This window comes from Oceanicella sp. SM1341 (genome assembly GCF_003448965.1).
Lineage (GTDB): Bacteria > Pseudomonadota > Alphaproteobacteria > Rhodobacterales > Rhodobacteraceae > Paroceanicella.
The window spans coordinates 230,043-250,642 of record NZ_QRGC01000002.1 but is presented as its reverse complement, the minus strand read 5'-3'; the positions used below and the strand labels follow the sequence as shown (position 1 = coordinate 250,642).

Sequence of the window (20,600 nt, the reverse complement as noted above, 5' to 3'; positions counted from 1 at the left end):
TTACTCCTCTGCCAGCATGGCTGCGAGCGTGCGCTCGGCCAGGGTGATCTTGAAGGCGTTCTCCTCCGTGGGGCGGGCGCCGTCGAGCAGGCGGGCCATCACGGCATGCGCGCCGTCGGGAAGCTCGGCATCCGCCTCGGCGCTGCGCCAGGGCCTGGGTGCCACGCCGCCCAGCGCCACCCGGCCGCTGCCGTCGGGCTGGCGGATGAGCGCGACCGAGACCAGCGCGAAGGCGTAGGAGGCCCGGTCCCGCGCCTTGTGGTAGCGCTGCACGCCCCCCACCGGCGCCGGCAGGGTCACCGCGGTGATCAGCTCGCCCGGCATCAGGGCGGTCTCGCGCTCCGGCGTGTCGCCGGGCAGGAGGTGGAACTCCCCGAGCGGGATGCGCCGGGTCATGCCGGCGGGGGTCACCGTCTCCACCGTGGCGTCGAGGACGCGCATCGCCACCGCCATGTCGGAGGGGTGGGTGGCGATGCAGCTGTCCGAGGTGCCGATGATGCCGAGCTGGCGCGAGAAGCCGCCCTCAGCCAGCGCCGAGCAGCCCGAGCCGGGCACCCGCTTGTTGCAGGGCTGGGCGGTGTCGTAGAAATACGGGCAGCGGGTGCGCTGCAGCAGGTTGCCGCCCGTGGTCGCCTTGTTGCGCAGCTGGCCCGAGGCGCCGGCCGCGATGGCGCGGGTGAGCACCGGGTAGTCGCGGCGCACCCGGGCATCGGCCATGAGAGCGGTGTTGCTGACCAGCGTGCCGATGCGCAGCCCGCCCTCCTCCGTCTCGCCGATCCGGTCGAGGCCGAGGCCGTTCACGTCGATGAGGTGCACCGGCGTCTCGATCTCGAGCTTCATGAGGTCGAGCAGGTTGGTGCCGCCGGCGACGAACTTCGCCCCCTCGACCTCGGCCGCGCGCGCGGCGGCGGCAGCGGGGTCGGTGGCCTTCTCGTAGCTGAAGGATCTCATGCCTGTTCCTCCGCGACTTCGGTGATGGCCGCGAGGATGTTGGCATAGGCCCCGCAGCGGCAGATGTTGCCGCTCATCCGCTCGCGGATCTCGGCATCGGTGACGGCGATCGTGGCGGTGAGGTCTCCGGTGACATGGCTGGGCACGCCGGCGCGGATCTCCTCGAGCATGGCGCGGCCGGACTGGATCTGCCCGGGGGTGCAGTAGCCGCACTGGAACCCGTCATGCGCGAGGAAGGCGGCCTGCATCGGGTCCGGGGCGTCCGGCGTGCCGATGCCCTCGATGGTCTCGATCTCGTCACCCTCGTGCGCGACGGCGAGCGAGAGACAGGAATTGATGCGCTCGCCGTTCACCGTGCAGGTGCAGGCGCCGCACTGGCCATGGTCGCAGCCCTTCTTCGTGCCGGTGAGCCTGAGATGCTCGCGCAGCGCGTCGAGCAGGGTGGTGCGGTTGTCGAGGGTCAGCTCGCGCGCCTCGCCGTTCACGGTGAAGCGCACGGTGCCGGTGCTGGCGCCGGGCGGGGTTGCCGCCCGGTCCTGCGCCTGCCCCCGTCCCGCCATCCCGGAGCCGGCCGCAACGGCCGCAACGCTCGCCAGCAGGGTCCGGCGCCGGAGTTCGAACTCGATGGGTGGGCTCATGAAGATGTCCTTCCTGTCTGAGTGCCCTTCCGGGGCTTGCTACGGGGACAGCTAGGACTGGGTGTGGCAGCGACCAGCAAAACAGGGGCTCATGACAGAGATTAGCCCTGCTCATGATTTCTCCGAGCGCGGCGGACAAGGCCGCGGCCGCCCGGGCAGGAGCCACGTGAATCCGGTAGCCGAATCGTCGCCGCGCCGCAAGACCATGCATGAATCGATGTCATCCCCCGCGGGCCGGCGGGGCGCCCTCTCGCCGGCAACGGGGCGCGCCACCGCCGGCCTCACGCGCGGCGCCGGAGCCGCGCCGGCCCGGCTTTCGCAGGGGCGGGCCGGCGCGGCAGGCGCGCCGCGCGGCCGGTGGCGTGGCGCTTCAGGCGCGGGCCCGGCGCAGTTCCTCGACCAGCAGCGCCATGAGCCGGGCCGCCGGCAGCGGCCGGGCGAGCGGTGCGCCCTGCCCGGCCCAGTGCGCGCCGTAGCCGGGGTTGCCCGCCGCCTTCGCCGCAGCGTTGAGCGCCTTCGCGGCATCATAGGCGATGGGGTAGTCCGGCACCTCGACATCGGCGACGCCGGCGCAGAGCCGGACCATCGCATTGTCGAGGCAGCGCGCCGGCCGCCCGGAGATCGCCCGGGTCATCTGCGTGCGCTCCGCCGCGGCGGAGGCCAGCGCGGCGCGGTAGCCCGCGTCGGCCGCGGTTTCCGGACAGGCGATGAAGGCCGTGCCGAGCTGCGCCGCCGCCGCGCCGAGCGAGAGCGCGGCGGCGATGCCCGCCCCGTCCATGATGCCCCCGGCCGCGATCACCGGGATGTCGAGCCGGCTGGCGAGCAGCCGCACCAGCGCCACGGTGCCCAGCCGGCCGTCCGGGCCGTCGGGTGCAAAGATGCCGCGGTGGCCGCCGGCCTCCCAGCCCTGGGCCACCACCGCGTCGAGCCCGGCCCGTTCCACCGCCCGGGCCTCCTCCAGGCTGGTGGCGGAGGCGAGCAGCACCGCGCCGGTGCCGCGCAGCGCGGCGAGCGTCCGCGCCGGCGGCAGGCCGAAGTGGAAGCTCACCACCGCCGGACGCTCCTCGAGCAGCATGTCGAGCATCGCCGGGTCGGCGAGGAAGCTGGTGTAGCTCTCGCCCAGCCGCTCCGGCGGCCGGGCGCCATGGGCGGCGAAGGCCGGGGCGAGCCGGGCCAGCCATGCGCTCTCGCGCGCCGGGTCGGCCACCGCGGCGGCATGGCAGAACAGGTTCACGTTGAAGGGCGCGTCGGTGAGCGCGCGGGTCTCGCGGATGGCGGCCCGGGCGGCGCCGGGGTCGCTCGCGCCGAAGCCGAGCGCGCCCAGTCCGCCCGCCTCGCTCACCGCCGCGGCAAGGGCGGGTGTCGCCACGCCGGCCATCGGCGCCTGCAACACCGGGTGCGCGCGGCCGAGCCGGGCGAGGAATTCCGGTAGCTTCGTCATGCCGGGCTGCTCCCTTCATCGAACCTGACGCTCCGCGACACTGCCCCGCGCGGCGCCGCCTGGCCACCCCCCGCGACGGTTTTCGCCCGGGGACCTCGCCGAGGGGGTCCCGGGCGCGCACCGCCGGAGCCCGCCTGCGGCTCCTCGGGCGCCCGCTGCCGCGCCGCCCCCCGCTGCAGCGGGGCACGGGCGCGGAACGGGGCCAGGGCCGCCGCCACGAAAGCGCCTGCGGCGAGCGCGGGGGGCCGATCGGGCCGGGCCCGGAGCCTCCTCCGACGTGGCGGCGCCTTCGCGGCTGTTTGCGTGCGCCGCGCGACGCAATACCATTTCCGCGACAGACAGAATTCCGGACCGGGGAAGAATGATGGATCGACTCGATGCGATGCGGGTGTTCGTCACCACCATTGACGAAGGCAGCCTGGCGGCGGCCGGACGGCGGCTGGGCAAGTCGCCCGCCGCGGTGAGCCGCGCCATCGCCGGGCTCGAGGCGCATGCCGGCATCCAACTGCTGCACCGCACCACCCGGGCGCTGCGGCTCAGCGATACCGGGGCGCTCTACGCCGAGACCTGCCGCCGCGTGCTCGCCGAGCTCGACGAGGCCGACAGGATCGCCGCCGGCGAGGGCTCGGCACCGCGCGGCACGCTTTCGGTCACCGCGCCGGTGGTGAGCGGCGAGGAGGTGCTGCGGCCGGTGGTCGACGCCTTCCTCGACACCTACCCCTCCGTGAGCCTGCGCCTGTTGCTGCTCGACCGCCCGGTGAACCTGATCGAGGAGGGGATCGACGTGGCGCTGCGCATCGCCCAGCTGCCGGATTCGAGCCTGGTCGCGCTGCGGGTGGGCGAGGTGCGGCGGCTGGTGGTGGGCGCCCCGGCCTATCTCGACACTGCCCCGGCCATCACCGCGCCGGCCGATCTCGCGGCGCATCGCATCATCTCGATGAGCCATTTCGGCCAGGAGAGCTGGAGCTTCCCGCCCTCCGGCCGGCACGCGGCGCGGGTGGTGAGCTTCGCTCCCCGCCTGGTCGTCAACAGCGTGCGCGCCTCCGTGGCCTCGGCGGTGGAGGGCCACGGCCTCGCCCGGGTGATGTCCTACCAGGTGGCCGAGCAGCTGCGCACCGGGCAACTGCGCTGCGTGCTGGCCGAGGCAGACCCCGAGCCGCTGCCGGTGCAGATCGTCACTCCCGCCGGGAGGCTGGCCATGCCCAAGGTCCGCGCCTTCGCCGATTTCGCCGCGCCGCGGCTGCGGGCGCGCTTCGCTGCTCTCGCCATGCCGGAGACCGACGGCGCCTGAAACGGGCGCCGAATCCCCGCCGCGCCGCCCGCTCCGGTCCCGGCCGCCTCCGGCGCGGCCAGGACCCCGCTGCGCCGGAATTCACCGGAGGATTTCAAGCGGCTCCACTCAACCAGTACGAATGTACTGCAATTCTATGCAACCTTAGGTTTATCTGATACCATCCTTGCAGGTTCCCGGCCCCCCGCCCTTGCGCGAGGGGTGTGCGGACAGACCCGCCTGCATCCTCACGGCGGGGCATAATGAAAAGCAGGGAGGTCTCCGCGTGGGACAGGACGGTGACGACCCGGCCGAGGGCCCGGTCTTTCAGCGGATTGCCGGAACCGACCCGGCCGTCTACGCCATCGCGCCGGCCACGGCGGCGCAGATCTGGTTCCGCCCCCGCACTCCCGCCACCGAAGACAGCCTGCCGGCCGATGCGGTGCTCGCCCGGCCCGAGGGCGGCACCGGGCTGGCCGGCGCCATCGTCATCGGCCCGAACGAATCCCCGGTCAGCCCGGCGGCCCTGCCCGGCTACATCGCCGCGGCCGTGCTCGCGGCGGTCTCCCGCCCCTGGGACGACGGCGCGAAACACCTGGTCTGGGCCCGCCCGGCAGCCGACGGCAGCACGCCGCTCACCGCCTTCGGCCTGAGCGCGCGCCTCGACACGCTGCGGGTGGAGACCCCGCTCGAGCTGCCCTTCGGCGGGGAGCGGCGCATCAAGGTGCTCGCCGAGGCCCGTCTCTCCTACGCGGCACCCGACCTGGTGGTCAGCGGGCCGGAGGGGGCGGGCGGCGTCGGCATCGCCCTCGCGCCCGCGAGCTTCGCCGCGGGCGCGGCACCATCGGGGGAGGCGCGCGTTCCGGTGCAGGGCGGCATGGCCGGCGTGCTCGCAACCCGGGTGGCGGCCAGCTTCCCCGCCCTGCTGGAGGACTTCCGCGAAGGGTTCGCGCTCGGCTTTCGCGGCGGCGACGGGGCCTTGGTGCGCCAGCGCTACCCCTCCGTGCAATGGAGCGAGATCGCCGACCCGATAGCGCTGCCGATGGCACTCACGGTCGACCCCGCCCAGCGCGCGAACGATCTCGTCTGGGCCGGCCCCGGCGACAGCGCGCCCCCTCCCGGCACCGTGACGGCCCGGAGCGGCTTCTGGGCGCTCGGGGTCGCGCCCGCCCCGCTGCCCACGGCGTTCAAGACCCGGGGCGACTCGGTGCTGGAGGCGGTGCTGCAGGGCGACGCCGCCTTCCCGCCGGCGCTCAACCGCGCCGGTTTCGCCACCTGGGCCGGCAGCGACGACCCGGCCGCGGCCGGGACGCTGCACCTCTCGCTCTGCGGCCTCGCCAGCCTCGCCTCACGCGATGCGCCGGGGGATGCGGAGGTCGAGATCCTCGGGGGGTTCTCGGGCACCGAGACGCTGCTCGCCTCCGTGGGGGGCGGCGAGGCCCGGCTCTTCGCCGAGTTCGTGCCCGGCCGGCCCGGCCTGCTCGCCGGCTTTCCCTATCACGGCGTGAGCCTCGATTCGCCGTGGCAGGCGCCGGGCGGCGGGGCGCCCTTCGCGCCCGGGCTGCACGGCACCTGGCTGCGCTTCGCGCGCCGCGCGGCGGAAGCCGATCCCACGGTCATCCACCGCACCTCGCCCAACGGCGCGCCCTATTTCGCCGCGCCCGCCGCCCCGCCGCCCCCGCCACCCCCGTCGCAGGCGCGCCCGGCCGAGGGGGAGGCCGCCATCCTGCAGGCCTTCGACATCGCGCACGGCTTCGACGGCACGGCGGCCCTGTTCCCGCTGCTGGCCTATACCGCGCTCGCGCCCGACAGCGGCTTCACCCCCGGCGAACTCGTGATGGCCGAGGCCCGTGCCGTCGCACCCTTCCGCGCCGCGGCGATCCGGCGGGTGGGGGCGGTGCGCGGCCTGCTCGGCGCCCCGCTCTCCGCCGCCGCGACCGGCACCGAGCTCGGCGATGGCAACGCCACCAACCCCCAGGGCCTCGTGCTGGGGGTGGACCCCGCCGCGAACGGCCGCATCGTGGACGTCACGCTGGGGCGGAGCTTCGCCAATGCCGCCACGCCGGAGGCCTCGGTGGCGCCGATGGGCTTCACCAATCCCGGGCCGGAGCTCGAAGCGCTGTTCACGGCCAACCAGGTCTGCGCCGTGGTGGTGAACGGCGCGCCGCTGGGCGCACCGGTGGCAAGCCTTGCCGACTACGCCGAGGCCCATGCCGCCGACCCGCAGAAGGCGCTGTTCCGCAATGCCGTGGCCTTTGCCAGCGACGCGGACAAGCAGCCGGCCAATGCCTGGGTGTTCCGCCTCGCCGTGGGCGGCAACACCAGCCTGAGCGACCTGCGCAACGTGCTGGTGATGAAATACTGCGACGGGCGGCTCGACGAGCTGGCCGCCAACCCCGCCGCCTGGAGCGATGCCGAAACCCTCGCAGCCGACCCCGCCCTGGCCACGATCGACCGCACGCTGGTGCTCTCGGGCGTCGCGGACTGGCTGCAGGGCTACATCGCCGACGCGAAGCAGCGCCAGGCCGCGGGCGACACCCAGTACGACGCCTTCGTGGACGTGGTGACCGACCCGGGGTGGCGCGGCTTCCTGATGCTCAACGCCGAGCTGAGCCCCGAGGCGATCCCCACCCAGCTGCGCGGCCTCTCCGCCGGGCTCAGGCTCGACAATTTCCGCGCCCATCACATCGGCGCCACCGCCTCGCGCGTGGCGATGCGCAGCGGCGAGGGCGAGGCGGCGCCCTTCCTGCGCCAGGAGGGCCAGTCCTCGCTCTTCGCGCTGGTGAACTACGAACACCCCGGCTGGCGGGCCAACGTGGTGGCCGGGGGCGATCCCGATCGGGAGATCCCGATCACCGACGAGGGCGACTACGGCTTCGACGTGCTCCAGCTCACCGCCGTGTTCTCCAACGGCGTGATGGAGACCTTCTCCAGCCGCATCCAGCTCGGCATCAACGCCTTCTACGGCGCACCGGTGTCCGGCGCCTTCGAGGCGGGCGCGGGCGCAGCCGGCCGCCGGCTCACCGACGCGGCGCTGCTGCTCACCGGCTCCTACCAGTCGCAGGACGAGGGCGGCTCCTATTCCTTCGGCCGCGACGCGCCGGTGGTCTTCGCGCTCGAGAGCACCACCTTGCGCGCGGTCACGATCTCGCAGGCGCAGTTCGACACGCTCGACCCCGGGCTGGACGGCGCCGACATCGTGAGCCGCTTCCGCTTCTGGGGGCGGCTGTGCTTCGGCATCGTCTCCGGCCCCGAGGGCGAGGAGACCGACCTGCTCTCCTACGGCCCGCCGGCCGGGGCGCAGGGCTACGCGCTCGGCGAGGGGCTGGCCTATTCCAACATCGACCTGCGCCTCCTCTCGCCCGCGGCAAACCCCAACGCGGTGCGCTACGCCTTCGAGGCGGCGGACCTCTCGCTCAACCCCGGTGACAGCGCGCCGCGCAAGGGCTCGCTGGTCTCCGACCTGGCGCTGGTGCCGCGCGCCTACGTGGCCGGCGCGCCGGACATGCGGCCCGAGGATCTCGATTTCCTGCCGGTGCGCACCGGGCAGGTGGCAACCCGGCAGGTGGAGGGCACCTGGTTCGGCATCGCCTGCCAGGTCGACATGGGCACCCCCGGCGCGCTGGCCGGGGCGGCGGGCTTCTCCTCCTCGCTGCTGCTGGCGGTGGCGCCGCGCACGCCGGAGGGGCTGGCGGACTCCTGGGCGGTCTGGGCGGGGTTGCAGCTGCCGGGCACCGCCCCCGGAGCCAAGCTGATGAGCGTGCAGAACGTGCTCAAGCTCTCCGTGGCCGGCGTGGCGCTGAACCGCGAGACGACGGCCACTCCGGGCGCGGCAGCCGGGGCGGAGCCCGCGCGCGCCTTCGTGCTGCGGCTCAACAACATCGGCCTGAGCTTCATGGGCCTCGCCAACCTGCCCTCCGGCGCCACGATGAACTTCTTCCTGTTCGGCGAGCCCTCGGGCAGCGGCAGCCTGGGCTGGTTCGCCGCCTATAACGAGGACCCGCCGGACCCGCCCCCGGCCCGGCTGGCAGGGGGACGGCCATGACCCGTATCCTGTTCTGGCAGCTCGACGATTTCTCGGTGTCCGACGTGCATGGTGCGGCCGGTGCCGCGCCCGGCTTCGGGGTGGGCGCCGCGTCCGAGGCGGCACGCGCCCGGGTCGGGCTGATACGCAACCTCATCGCCTCGGCCGAGCCGGACATCATCGTGCTCTCCGGCTTCTCGACCGACCGCGGCCTGAGCGCCGCGCCGGGCGAGCTGATGACCGGCCGCGGGCTCGACGGGCTGCGGCTCCTGCTGTCGTTGCTGCGCTCCATGTCGGGCGATGCCTGGGCGATGACCCCGCCGATCCGCTCCTCCGCCTCCGACGGGGTGGCCATGCTGTTCCGCCGCGCCGGGCGCTTCTTCGCCGGGCCGCATGGCTGGAGCGGCGGTCGCAACGGGCTGTCAACGGACGTGGCCACCGCCGTGCCCGCCGCCTATCCGCCCGATTTCGCCGCCTTCCTGCCCGCCGGGCGCAAGGTGCCGCCCGCGGCCCCGCTGAACGGCGGCCTGCCGGAGGCGCACCTGGCGCTGCGGGCCACCGGCTACACGCTCGGCGGCGGCCGCGCGGCCTTTCCCGACGCCTTCTTCGCCGGTTCGCTCGCGGTGCGGGCCCCGGTGCTGGGCGCCTTCGCCGAGAACGCGGGCGGCAAGTATCACCGCATGGTCTACATCGCCGTGCTGCGCGCGCCGGAGGGCGCCGCGCATGCCGGGCTGTTCAACCGGCGCCTGGCCGAGCTCGACGCGCTGGAACCCGCGCTCTCCGGCGACGACGCCATCGCCCTGCTCGGCAGTTTCGGCGAGAACATCTACGCCGGCGGCAGCATCGCCCCCTCGCTGAAGCCGCTGCGCGACCGCGGCTTTTCCGATGGATTTGCCCATGCCCCGCCGGGCAGCGCGCCCGACACCGAAGGCTTCTACGCCACCACGCTCAGGCCGGTGGACGAGGCGGGCTACTACTCCGAGCCGCGCGAGGCGCCGCTGGTGTTTCCCGCCTACGGCTATGCCCGCACCGAGGGGCCGGACTGGAGCGTGGACATGGCCTTCACCCGCCCGGCGGAGGCGGCGAAGAGCTTCACCGTGCTCAACCCCGTGGTGGGCACCCCCTACCGGGTGCCGGACGCCAGCCCGGCCTGGCCACCGCAGGGCGTCTTCACCGGCACCATCCCGGTGCCCGGACAGGTGGCGACACTGCAGCCCCTGGTGGTCGAGCGTCCGCTCACCTCCGGCGGGGTCGACTGGACCGCCTGGTTCCGTTCCGAAACCCAGTACGCGAAGGTTCGCGCCGTCTCCGCCCACCTGCCGGTGGCCGTCGATGTCTGACAGAGCGCGCGCGCCCGAGGGAGGCCCCGACATGGACGAGCCCACACCGTTCCGCAGTCTCTACGATCTCGTGCAGAAGGCGATCGGCGGCGAGGGCCTCTCGCTCGACCAGGCCTTCCTCACCAGCACCGGCCTCACCGTGCCGCCGCAGATCGCCGAGGTCATCCGCAACAGCTTCGGCGACGCGAAGGTGAGGTTCGAGACCGGCGGAACCCTCGGCCCCTTCGACGACGACCGTTTCGCCATCACCGGCATCACGCTGGGCGAGAGGTTCGTCTTCCTCCCGAAGCTCTCCGTCACGGTGAACTTCCGGCTGATCGACGGTGCGGGCGTCGGCTTCCAGGTGGTGGTGGCCCAGCAGGAGGACTGGAGCCTGCGCAAGTTCCTCGGCGAGCAGTTCGATGTCTTCCCGCTCGACCAGGTGCTGTTCCACGACGCGAGCTTCGTCTTCTCCACCTTCGCGGACAAGGCCGTCGCCCTCGCCTTTTCCGGCGAGACCGACATCGTGCCGGGCCTCACCTATGACGCGCGGGTGTCGCTCGCGCCCGGCAATGCCTTCACGCAATACGGCGCGCTGTTTCCCGGGCTGGGCCCGCTCATCGAGAAATACACCGCGCCCGGGGGCGAGGGGCTGGCGCTGAGCGGCCAGCTCAACCTTGCCAAGGTGCTCGGCCCCGGCGCGCTGCCCTTCCCGCAGCTCAGCCTCTCGGGCGACCTGGGCGCGCTGGCGGCGAAGCTGCTCGACCTCGATCTCGACGCCCCGGCGGTGTTCTTCGAGATCCTGCCGCTGCAGGCGCTGCTGCCGGAGGCCGGAGGGGCGCGCATGCAGGCGCCGCTCGCAGAGGGCGGGTTCGACCCCACCTCGCTCGCCGCCGCCTTCTTCCCCGCGGTGGGGGTGCGCTTCGACTACCGGCTCACCCTGGGCGACGGCACGGCCCGCGACATCCGCCTCTACGCCTCGCTGAAGCCGCGGCCCGGCGATTTCCTGCCGCCGGGGCAGGCCCTGCTCCCCGCGCCGACAGGCGCACTCCCGGCTCCCGCGCCGACAGGCGCATTCCCTGCGCCCGCGCCGACAGGCGCATTCCCCGCTCCCGCGCGGGCCGGCGCGCCCCTGCCCGATTTCGACTGGCAGGTCGACCTCGTGGCCTCCGCCGAGGGGCAGACGAGCGAGGTCATCCAGCCCGGCGAGGCAAAGAGCCTTGCGCAGGGCGAGGGCTATTTCGGCGCCATGCCCGCACCGCTTCAGGGCTTCGTGGCCAAGGTGGGCTACGGCGGGCTCAGCTTCTCCGGCGCCTACAGCCAGGCCGCCGAACCCGCCCTCAGCCTCGACAGTTTCGCCATGGACCTGCGCTCCATCGACGGCCCGGCCTGGAGCGTGATCGACGACCCCAACACCGGCTTCCGCATCGACGTGGAGCATTTCGCCCTGCTCTGGACCGTCACCGGCATGGCCGACGCCGCCACCCGCGACACCACCCTGAACTTCGAGACGGCCCTCACCATCTGGCCCGATGTCTTCGTGCCGAAGGAGCCCGACAGCCCGAACTTCCTGCTCAGGATCAACCAGGACCTCGACCTCGAGGCCCGGTTCGACGGCACCGCGAGCCTGCGCGCCGCCATCCTGAAGCTCTCGGGCGAGGGCGTGAGCCTGCCCGACGGCAACGGCTCCGACCTGAAGATCTCCGACATCGCCGTGGAGGTGAAACCCACCGAGCGCAGCTATGCCTTCCGCTTCGGCGCCGAGGCGACGCTCGACCTCGTCTCCGGCGGCAGCCCCACGCCGATCCTGAAGCTGCACGACATCCGGGTGGACCTCGCCGCCGTGCTGCCCGACACCGGCGCCACCGCCACCGCCTACACCGCCCGCATCGAGGGCGCGATCGACCTCTCCGACGCCGTGGGCGCCACCGGCTATCTCAACTACGCCACCGTGGAGGGCGGCGCGCTGTGGAGCTTCGGCGCCGCCCTCACCCACCCGGTGAACCTCAGCGAACTCGTCGACACCTTCCTCGCGAAGGTGGGCCTGCCGGAGTTCATGCCCGGCACCCTGCAGGTGGAGAGCTTCTCCATCGACGGCGAGGTGCCGCGCACCGCCCCCTCCGGCACGGAAGAAGGGGGCGCGCTCACCTACCGGCTGGGCGGGGTGCTGAGCTGGGACTACGACATCGCGGGCACGAATTTCGGCATCCGCACCGCCGCCACGCTTGATCTCGGCTACGACGGGGCGAAGGCGGAGGGGCAGCAGTATTCCGGCTCGGTGGTGGGCGAGACGCTGATCCGCGGCATCATCGACGTGCCGGTGGTGGTAGGCTACGAGTTCGGCCAGGACGCGGCACAGGAGACCCCGGGCACCCGGGTGGCGATCCTCGCCGACACCGGCGCCGGCGCGAACGACCGGCTCTACGTCGACTGGAACGGCCTCAACGCCACGTACCGCATCGAGGAGAAGATCCTCGACTTCACCCTGAAGGGCTGGACGCTGGGCCGGCTCGTCGAGGCCATGGTCGAGACCCTGGGCCAGCGCGACTTCTCGCTGCCGCCGCCCTGGGACCTGCTCAACCGCATCCCGCTCGACGGGCTGGGCCTCACCTTCTTCATGGCCGAGGGCGCCGACCCCACGATCACGGCGCGCTACGCGCTCGCCTCGCCGCTCGACCTGGGCTTCATGAAATTCAGCGGCTTCACCTTCAGCCGCCGCCCCAACGGGCGCACCGACGCGCTGGGAAACCCGCTCTCCGACGTGGCCATGGGGCTGCTCGACGGCACCTCGCCCATCCCCGGGCTGGAGGAGAAGTTCGCCGACCTGTTCGACCCGGAGAAGGGCCAGCCGGTGGACGAGCTGCCCTCCGGCGGCGTTCCCGGCTGGGGCGACGCCGCGTTCCGCCTGCGCCTGCTGGCGCTCGGCCAGCGCATCGGGCTGCGCAACAGCGAGGGCTTCACCTCGATCTCCGACGCGATCGCCAAACTCTCCGCCGCGCTGCCCGCCTCCGACGGGGCGACCAACCCCATCGACCCCACCAACCCCGAGGACGGCCAGCCCTTCTACGACCGCGGCAAGACCTGGCTGGTGGCCGGCGATTTCGGCCTGCTCAAGGCCGGCGAGGACTACACCGTCGACCTGAAGTTCCTGTTCCTCGACCCCGAGCTCTACGGGCTGCGCATCGGCTTCAACGGCGAGAAGGCGAAGATCTTCGACGGCCTCGCCCTCGACGTGCTCTACCGCAAGATCAGCGCCGACGTGGGCGTGTTCGAGACCCGCTTCACCTTCCCCGAGGCCTTCCGCAGCCTCACGCTCGGGGCCTTCTCCGTCACGCTGGCGGACATCGAGTTCCGCATCTACACCAACGGCGATTTCTACTTCGACCTCGGCTTCCCGCACGACCTCGACTTCGAGCGCTCCTTCACCATGACGGCGATGGTGGGGCCGGTGCCGGTGCTGGGTGCGGCCGGGCTCTACTTCGGCAAGTACAGCGCCGAAACCGCGTCGGAGGCGAACCTGCCCTCCAGCGAGAAGGGCCAGTTCAACCCGGTCATCGCCTTCGGCGTCGGCATCCGCATCGGGCTGGGCTACAAGATCTCCGCCGGGCCGCTGAACGCGGGCTTCAGCCTCACGGTGTTCGGCGTGCTCGAGGGGGTGCTGGCCGGCTTCACCCCCACCGAGAGCGGCGCCGTGGCGCTGCTGGCCGCCCGGCGCAGCATGGTGAGCGCCAACGAGGACTTCTACTACCGCATCCGCGGGGTGTTCGGCATCCAGGGCCAGCTCTACGGCGTGGTCGACCTCTCGATCATCTCGGCCGAGGTGAACGTGGGCGTGAAGCTCTATGCCGAGGTGGTGTTCGAGACCTACCGCGCCATCAGCGTGGCGGCGGAGGCGAGCGTGCACATCTCGCTCAAGATCCGCATCGGCTTCGGCATCTTCTCCTTCAAGATCACCGTGGGCTTCGATGCCACCATCCGCCAGGAGATCGTGATCGGGCAGAACGAGCCCGCCCCCTGGGACATGAGCGTCTTCCGCCTGCGCCGCGCGCTGCGCGCCCGCCTGCCGCAGGACCGGTTCCTCGCGCTCTACGCCGGGCACGAGACCCTGTCGCAGACCGCGGCGCGCCTCGCCCGCCTGCGCCCCCGCGCGGAGGGCCGGCAGGAGCTCAACCTGTTCGTGGCGCTCTCCGACACGGTGTTCAGCCCCGACCCCACGGCCGGGGACGCAGCGCGCAGCCAGCAGGCCGCCTTCATCATGAGCTACATGATCGACGCGCCGGGATCCTCGCCGGAGTTCGCCCCCGAGGACAGCTCGCTCTACCGGCTGGGCGGCAAGCTGCTGGAGCATGTTGTCGCCAACATCACCGGGGCCGACAGCTTCCGCGCCATGGCCGAGAACGACACCGTGCTCACCCGCCGGAAGCTCGACGCCGCCCTGCGCCTGCTGGCCGACCCCGCGCGCAGCTTCCTCGACTACCAGTGGATCATGGATGATTTCCTGTCGAAGGAATTCACCCTCGTGGTGCACAGGCTCAACGCGGAGGCCGACTGCGCCGCCGACGGCAGCACCTGGAAGGCCCGGCTGGAAAACGGCGCCGCCGCCTTCCCGGTGTTCGACGGCGTCTCGATGCAGGTGCCCTCGGCGAAGGGCGACGGCACCACCTCCACCATCGAGTTCTTCCGCTACGTCTCGGTGCACGACAGCTACCGCGACAGCGTGCGCAACCTCTTCGGCAAGGTGGCGGCGCGGCTGGACAACCTCGCTGACGAGACCGGCAGCGACACCCCCCGCGCCGGGGTGCGCGGCCTCACCGACGCGCAAGGCAACTCGGCCATGGCCGGGCTGGTGCTCACCGACTACTTCTCGATCCTCGCGCGCCAGCTCGTGCAGGGCGCGCTCGACACGCTCGACAGCTATCCCCTCGTGCTGGGGGAGAAGACCTCCGTCAACGACATCATCCGGGCGCTGAACCCCTCCCGGCCCGACGTCCCGGAGGCGGACCATCCGATCACCCCGGCCGAGGTGTTCCTCGCGCTTCTCGACACGCCGCTGAGCAATGCCGAGCTGCTCTACGTGCCCGGCGTGCTGTACGACGTGCAGACCGGCGACAGCCTGCGCGCCATCACTGCGAAATACACCGACGACACGCATTTCGGCCTCACCGCGAAGGCCCTGGTGGAGACCAACCTGCACGCCACCGACATCCTGCGCGCCGGCACCCGGCTGCGGCTGCGGGTGAGCGCCTCCGGCGCGGTGTTCGAGCACGTGATCGGGCTGAACGACAGTTTCGACCGCATCCTCGCGGCAGGCGGGCAGGCCGGGCTCACCCTCGACGACCTGGTGGCGGGGCTCAACGAGTCCACGCTCACCGACCTGTTCCGCCCCGCCGCCACGCTGGCCCTGCCGGTGGTGAGCTACCGGCTCGCCGGCGGCCAGACCCTGCGCGAGATCCTCAACACCTACAACGTCACCGTCGAGACCTTCGCGCGGGAGCCGCGCAACCACGCCACGCCCGGGCTGTTCGACGCCGCCGCCGTGCCCGGGGCCACGGTGCGCATCCCCGGCCTGCACTGGCTGCAGGCCGACACGCTCAACGCCGGCCTGCTGCGCAACGGCGCCTACGGCAAGGCGGCGCGGGTGTGCACCCGCCAGCTCGTGCCCGGGCTGCGCCTGCCCAACAGCGCGGCGGGCATCAGCTTCGACCAGACCTTCCTCTACGGCGGCAGCGCGCCGGAGGCGAAGGACTTCGGCCTGCAGCAGCTCACCGGCCAGCAGTTTCCCGTCGCCCCCTACCCGGACGACGGGCTGCCGGCGCAGTTCATCCTGCGGCTGCAGCGCGACCGCGCGCGGGAGTGGATCCGCTTCGACGACAGCGCCTCCGCGCCCGGCAGCGAGAACCCGGTCGACCTGCAGTTCGACTTCGCGCCCGAGGTGGCGGTGCTCGCACGGGTGGCGAACGCCATCCGCGGCACCGGCGGCGGCGAGCCCTGCCGCTTCGCGCCCCCCGGCCTCACCCTGCCCGACACGCGCAGCTTCGTGGCGCGCAGTGCCGCGAGCTACGGGCTGGTCGAGCCGGTGCTCTGGTCGCTTTCCGACCATACGGAGGTGGCGGGGCTCACCGGCGCGGGCAGCGCGGGGGGCCAGGGGGTGCAGCCCCAGCCCTATCTCTGGGCCCTGCCCCGGCCGGTGAGCGGCGTGGCCGCCCGCCGTGCCGCCACCGCGCGCGACACCGGCGCCGACATCCGCCGCACGCTCACGCTGCTGCCCGCCTTCGACGTGCGCAAGGGCGAGGGCGACGCCGCCACCGGCGGGCTCAGCGCCGCGCCGCTGCCCAACTGGGCGCCGATGCTCACCGTCTCGCTGCGCGTGCAGCGGCTGGCCGGGCGCGAGGTATCGGCGCGCGCGCGCGTGCTGCGCCCGGCCGATGCCCCGCCGGGCGCCGTGCCGGCCTCGGCCAGCCAGCCGTTCATGTACGAGGTGGTGGGCGTGAGCGAGAGCGATGCCGCGCGCATCGCCGAGCTCATCCGCTTCGACGCCGCCCTCACCGGCGCGGGGGCGGAGACGCCCATCCGCGCGATCTTCGTGGCCTATCCGGACGGCGGCACCGACGCCACCACCATCATCGGCCGCGGCTCACGCGAGTACGTGAGCCTGATCGCGGAGACCAGCCGCCTCGAGGCGCTCGCCCGCGGGGCCGACCCCGCCGCCGCGCTGGAGGAGGAGGGTGAGCGGCTCTCGGGCATCCAGCCGGGTGCCGGGGCCTTCCTCAAGCAGCTCTGGGAACTGTCGATCAACCGCTCGGGGGGCTACTACCTGCTCTACGGCACGCTGGCCGACGGCCAGGGCCTGCCCGACCACCTGTTCTCCAACGACGGGCTGGCCACGGTGCGCATCCTCATCGGCCTGCCGCGCAGCATCTCCCTGCCGCAGGGCGAGGGCACGGAGGAATTTGCCCACAAGTTCCCCGCCTTCGCCGACAGCGTGCTCACCTACGACAACGTCGACCCCTCCCTCGGCCCGCCGGTGCTCGTGGCCGAGGAGCAGAGCGCCGAGGTCGCGACGGGCGGCAAGCCCTGGTCCGAACTGGCGGCCGACCTCGGCGTGGCGCCGGGCGACCTGGGCTTCATGAACCGCGACCGTCCCCTGCCCGCGGGCACCGAAGTGCCGCTCGGCCGGTTCACGCTGCAGGTCACCCCGCACGACATGTACTTGGTGGCGCAGGCGCCCGGCGAGGGCACGGAGTTCGACAAGTACGTCGCCATCCTCGGCCAGCGGCTCATCCCGAACGACCCCGGCCGGCTGACACCCGAGATCCTGAGGAGCTGGAACCCGAACGTGAGCTTCGGCCTGTGGTCGATCTGGGACTTCCGCTTCGACGCCTCGGCGGTCTTCGTGGTGCCCGAGCCGCCGCCGGAGGGCGGCGGGCCCGACTATACCCTCGCCGGCATCGCGGCGACGCGCGGCGAGCGCGCCGAGGCCCTCGGCACGCTGATGGCCGGGCGCAGGATCGACTGGAGCACCGGCACCTACAGCGCCACCGATTATGCCTTCCAGCCCGGGATCGGGGTGGGCAATATCGGCCTGTCGCTGGCGCGGACCATCGATTTCGGCACCGGCATCGAGGCCGACGAGGAAGACCCCACCACCTATCTCAACCGCCGCTTCACCCAGATGTCGGCCCGTCTGCGCGCCACGGCCGACTACGAGGCCTCGCCCGAGACCATGCCCACCGGCTCTTCCGCCGAAGGCGGCCAGGACAGCACGCGCCATGCCTTCACCCAGTCGCTCAACGCCACGCTGGCGCTCCTGCAGGGCGCGAACCCGGCGCGCTGGCCCGGCTGGCTGGACCGCGACACCCCGAACCCCTATGCCGGCGTGGGCACCCGGGCCCAGGTGACGGCGCGCTGGCTCGACCTCTACGGCAATCTCGTGGTCTCGGACTGGAGCGCGCCGGTCCAGCCCTCAGCCGAGAGCCCGGTCGACACGTTGCTGATCCCGGTGGGCTATGTCGACCCGGTGATCGGCACGGACCAGTGGCCGAATGTCGAGGCCTCCTACTGGTTCGAGCGCCGCAGCCCGGAGGGCCCGTTCGAGCTGATGGTGGCACTGCGCCTCAACACGGAGGCCTATTTCCCCGCCAGCGCCCCGGACGCGCCGCAGAACCAGTCGATCCGCGCCGGGCTGCCGGCCTGGCAGACCCAGGCCCAGGACGACTACGACGCCTTCCTCGCGGTCATCTTCCAGCTCTTCCAGGTCTACAAGCTCGACGGCGGCTCCGAGCAATCCGCCATCCGGCTGGAGCTGAACGCCACCGTGCAGGACGCCGGGCGCCAGGAGATCCCGATCGACGAGTTGCGCCGCTTCGTCTCCGACTGCGGCCAGTTCCTCGACGCGCGCCGCGCCGGCAGGGACAGCGCCCTGCGACCGGCCATCACCCTCTCGACCCGCTACGCGGAAAAGGAGATCCGCGCCGCCTCGGTGTTCGAACTGTCGGTGGAGATGCGCCTGAGCCGGCGCGCCGAGCTCTGCGACCCGCTGCTGGCCGCCGACCCGGCGCGCCACTCGGCCGCGAGCGAGGTGCTGCCGGACCGCTCCCCCCCGACGCCGGAGGCCGCCGCGGCCGGCCCCGCCGCCGGCGAGGATCTCAAGGCCTTCGCGGCCAGCTTCGAGGCCGCCTTCGCCGCGGTGAACGACGGGGCCTTCAAGCTCGCCCTCGCCCCCACCTCCGGCGGCGGCACGGCGCGCCGGCCGCTCTGGGTGGTCAAGATCGGCGATCCGGGCCGCGAACCCGAGAGCGGCCTCACCTGGGATCTCGTCGATACCGAGACCTATGCCGGGGGGCCGGTGTTCTTCGCGCCGAGGCCGGTGGCGAGGAACCTGCGCAGCGGCACGGTGCCCGGTCCCGACGGGGCCCGGGCCAATGTCACCGCCGCGGACATGAACGAATGGCTCAACACTGTCTACGACACGGTCGACGCCCTGCTCTCGCCGGAGATCATCGTGCCGGCCGAGATCGCCGACCAGCTCGCGGCCGCGCGCGGCGAGGGCGCGGCGCCGCAGGCGGAGCGGCTGCTCTCGCTCAAGGTCGACCTGGCCCGCACGACGGCGGAAACGCTGATCCCGGTGGTCGAGCCGCATTCCGGCATCTCCGACCCCGCGTCCTATGCCGAGGCGGCACGCCGTGAACTGTTCTCGCGCATGCTCGGCCGGCTCTCGGCGGCGAGCGCGCTCAGCTCCGTCGCGGTCTACGACGTGGCCGACGCGGCAGACCGGGGCGGGGGCGGCGGCAGCGCCCCGCCCGAGGTGCGCGGCAGCGCCGGCATCACCGGCGGCGCGCCGGACGCGGCCGCGCTCTCGGTGGCGGGCGGCGGCTTCGGCCTCACGCGGATGGACACGCCCTCCGGCCCCGGCCCGCGCTCCCGGCTCGCGCTCACCGTATCGAGCGGCAACCCCGCGGCGCGCGGCGCCGTGCCGCTGCAGCTCGCCTTCAACGTCACCGGCGTCGACACCGACTTCCGCGAGGTGCCGGACCTGCCCGGCTACACCCAGAGCACCTTCCTCACCTTCCTGCTGCCGCCCGCGGCGACCCGGCTCACCGCCGGGCCGGTCACCTTCCCCAACGTGCTGCGCACCCTGCCCAGCCCGCCGCGCATGGTCGACCAGGGCGGCCGCGGCAAGTGGGCGCCCGGCGACCCGCCGGAGGCGCTGGCCGACTGGGACTACCTGTTCAGCTTCGACGCGGAGCCGCCGATGCAGGACTCGCCGCATTGCCGGGTGCTGTTCAACGACCCGGACCTGGTGTCGCGGGCGCTCGCCGTGCCGGGGGAGGACGCGCTCTTCGCCGCCCTCGGCGCCTTCGCGCTCGGCTCCCGGGCGCTGGTGGCCGAGATCACCGCCGCGGCGCGCGCCGTGGGCCCGCTCGCCCGCAGCACCGACAGCGATGTCACCCGCCTGCACGCGGCGCTGGACCGGTTCAACACGCTGCTCGAAGACGTGGCGACCGCCTATGCCGACTGGGCGAAGCCGGCGGCCGGGCTCGGGCTGCGCGACGCGCCGGAGCGCCAGATCACCGCCGAGTTCGACATCGAGCTGCGCGCCGAGGGCAATGCCGGGGTCGTCGCGGTCACCAACCTCTCGGTCACCGGCGCCACCGGCCCGAAGCCGGAGGCGTTCACCCCCGAGGTGCTGCTCAACCCCGGGCGCTGGACCGCGGAGCCCTGGAGCGGCGAGAGCATCGCCGGCGCCGCGGCCGCCTGGCGCTACAGGCGCGCCGACGGCAGCTTCGCCACCCCCGAGCAGGTGCGCCGCGTGCGCGAGAAGCAGCTCGCCTTCCGCGACCTCGGCCTGTTCCGGGTGCAGGACGCCCGGCCGACGGTGCGCATCACCCGCAACCGGGTGCTGGCGGAGGGGCTCTCGGCGGCGCCGGCCTTCGTCTTCACCACGCCGGAGACCGGCTTTCCCGCGCCCTACACGCCGAACCTGGTCTACGACAGCTACGATCTCGATGCGGCGCTCGACCCGGAGACGGAAGAAGGCGGCTCGCGCTTCGAGGCCGGGCTGTCGCGCTTCTTCATCGGCCTCACCCGGCGCGCGGGCGAGGACCCGGTGTTCCTGCGGCTCGCCGGGGCCTACAGCTACCGGGTCACGAACGCCACCATCGGCCTGCCCCGGGTGAGCCTGCCGCTGAACCTGCTGCTGCCCACTGCCGTCACCATCCGGCAGGCGAGCGAGCCGGAGATCGTGCGCACCGTGGCGGCGGCGATGTCGGCGCGGGCGGCGGAGATGAAGCTCAACCCCGACAGCCTGGGCGAGCCGCGCTTCAGCCTCGACCTCGAGATCTTCGCGGCCTCCTCCGCCTCGGTGGACAAGCAGCCGCCGCTGCTGCGCATCCGCTCGCTCCACGCGCCGCCCGGCTAGGCCGCGCGGCGCGGGAGGTGGCGGCCCCGGGCGAACCGG

At 73.1% G+C, this 20,600-nt stretch carries 7 protein-coding genes; 4 read left to right on the top strand and 3 right to left on the bottom strand.

The window, feature by feature from the left end; translation table 11 throughout:
• The 3 genes from D3P35_RS03055 to D3P35_RS03045 all read right to left on the bottom strand — a co-directional run bounded on the left by D3P35_RS03055 (position 1) and on the right by D3P35_RS03045 (position 3,030).
• A complete protein-coding gene (locus D3P35_RS03055; protein WP_118132982.1) occupies positions 1-951 on the bottom strand; it encodes a xanthine dehydrogenase family protein subunit M in 951 nt (316 codons plus the stop codon).
• Positions 948-1,589 (bottom strand): aldehyde dehydrogenase iron-sulfur subunit PaoA, encoded by a 642-nt coding sequence (gene paoA, locus D3P35_RS03050; protein WP_118132981.1) that lies wholly within the window; start codon positions 1,587-1,589, stop codon positions 948-950. The genes D3P35_RS03055 and paoA overlap by 4 nt, the downstream gene beginning before the upstream one ends.
• A gap of 370 nt (positions 1,590-1,959) precedes the next feature.
• Positions 1,960-3,030 (bottom strand): nitronate monooxygenase family protein, encoded by a 1,071-nt coding sequence (locus D3P35_RS03045; RefSeq protein WP_118132980.1) that lies wholly within the window; start codon positions 3,028-3,030, stop codon positions 1,960-1,962.
• Positions 3,031-3,394: 364 nt separating this feature from the next.
• Between D3P35_RS03045 and D3P35_RS03040 the strand changes: the two genes are divergently transcribed.
• The 4 genes from D3P35_RS03040 to D3P35_RS03025 all read left to right on the top strand — a co-directional run bounded on the left by D3P35_RS03040 (position 3,395) and on the right by D3P35_RS03025 (position 20,561).
• Entirely contained in the window at positions 3,395-4,321 is a 927-nt protein-coding gene (locus tag D3P35_RS03040) for a LysR family transcriptional regulator (RefSeq protein WP_118132979.1), read from the top strand.
• A gap of 265 nt (positions 4,322-4,586) precedes the next feature.
• Positions 4,587-8,345: a hypothetical protein gene (locus D3P35_RS03035; RefSeq protein ID WP_118132978.1), complete on the top strand. Its 3,759-nt coding sequence runs from the start codon at positions 4,587-4,589 to the stop codon at positions 8,343-8,345.
• Positions 8,342-9,664, top strand: coding sequence for a hypothetical protein (locus D3P35_RS03030; RefSeq protein WP_118132977.1), 1,323 nt, complete (start codon positions 8,342-8,344; stop codon positions 9,662-9,664). The genes D3P35_RS03035 and D3P35_RS03030 overlap by 4 nt, the downstream gene beginning before the upstream one ends.
• 31 nt (positions 9,665-9,695) lie before the next feature.
• The gene (locus D3P35_RS03025; protein WP_118132976.1) at positions 9,696-20,561 is read left to right on the top strand and encodes a hypothetical protein; all 10,866 of its coding nucleotides are present in this window, start codon (positions 9,696-9,698) and stop codon (positions 20,559-20,561) included.
• Positions 20,562-20,600 lie beyond the last annotated feature (39 nt).

Coding starts and splice junctions, on each gene's coding strand:
- D3P35_RS03045 (WP_118132980.1), bottom strand. CDS start 3,030: ATGACGAAGCTACCGGAATTCCTCGCCCGGCTCGGCCGCGCGCACCCG.
- D3P35_RS03025 (WP_118132976.1), top strand. CDS start 9,696: ATGGACGAGCCCACACCGTTCCGCAGTCTCTACGATCTCGTGCAGAAG.
- paoA (WP_118132981.1), bottom strand. CDS start 1,589: ATGAGCCCACCCATCGAGTTCGAACTCCGGCGCCGGACCCTGCTGGCG.
- D3P35_RS03055 (WP_118132982.1), bottom strand. CDS start 951: ATGAGATCCTTCAGCTACGAGAAGGCCACCGACCCCGCTGCCGCCGCC.
- D3P35_RS03030 (WP_118132977.1), top strand. CDS start 8,342: ATGACCCGTATCCTGTTCTGGCAGCTCGACGATTTCTCGGTGTCCGAC.
- D3P35_RS03040 (WP_118132979.1), top strand. CDS start 3,395: ATGGATCGACTCGATGCGATGCGGGTGTTCGTCACCACCATTGACGAA.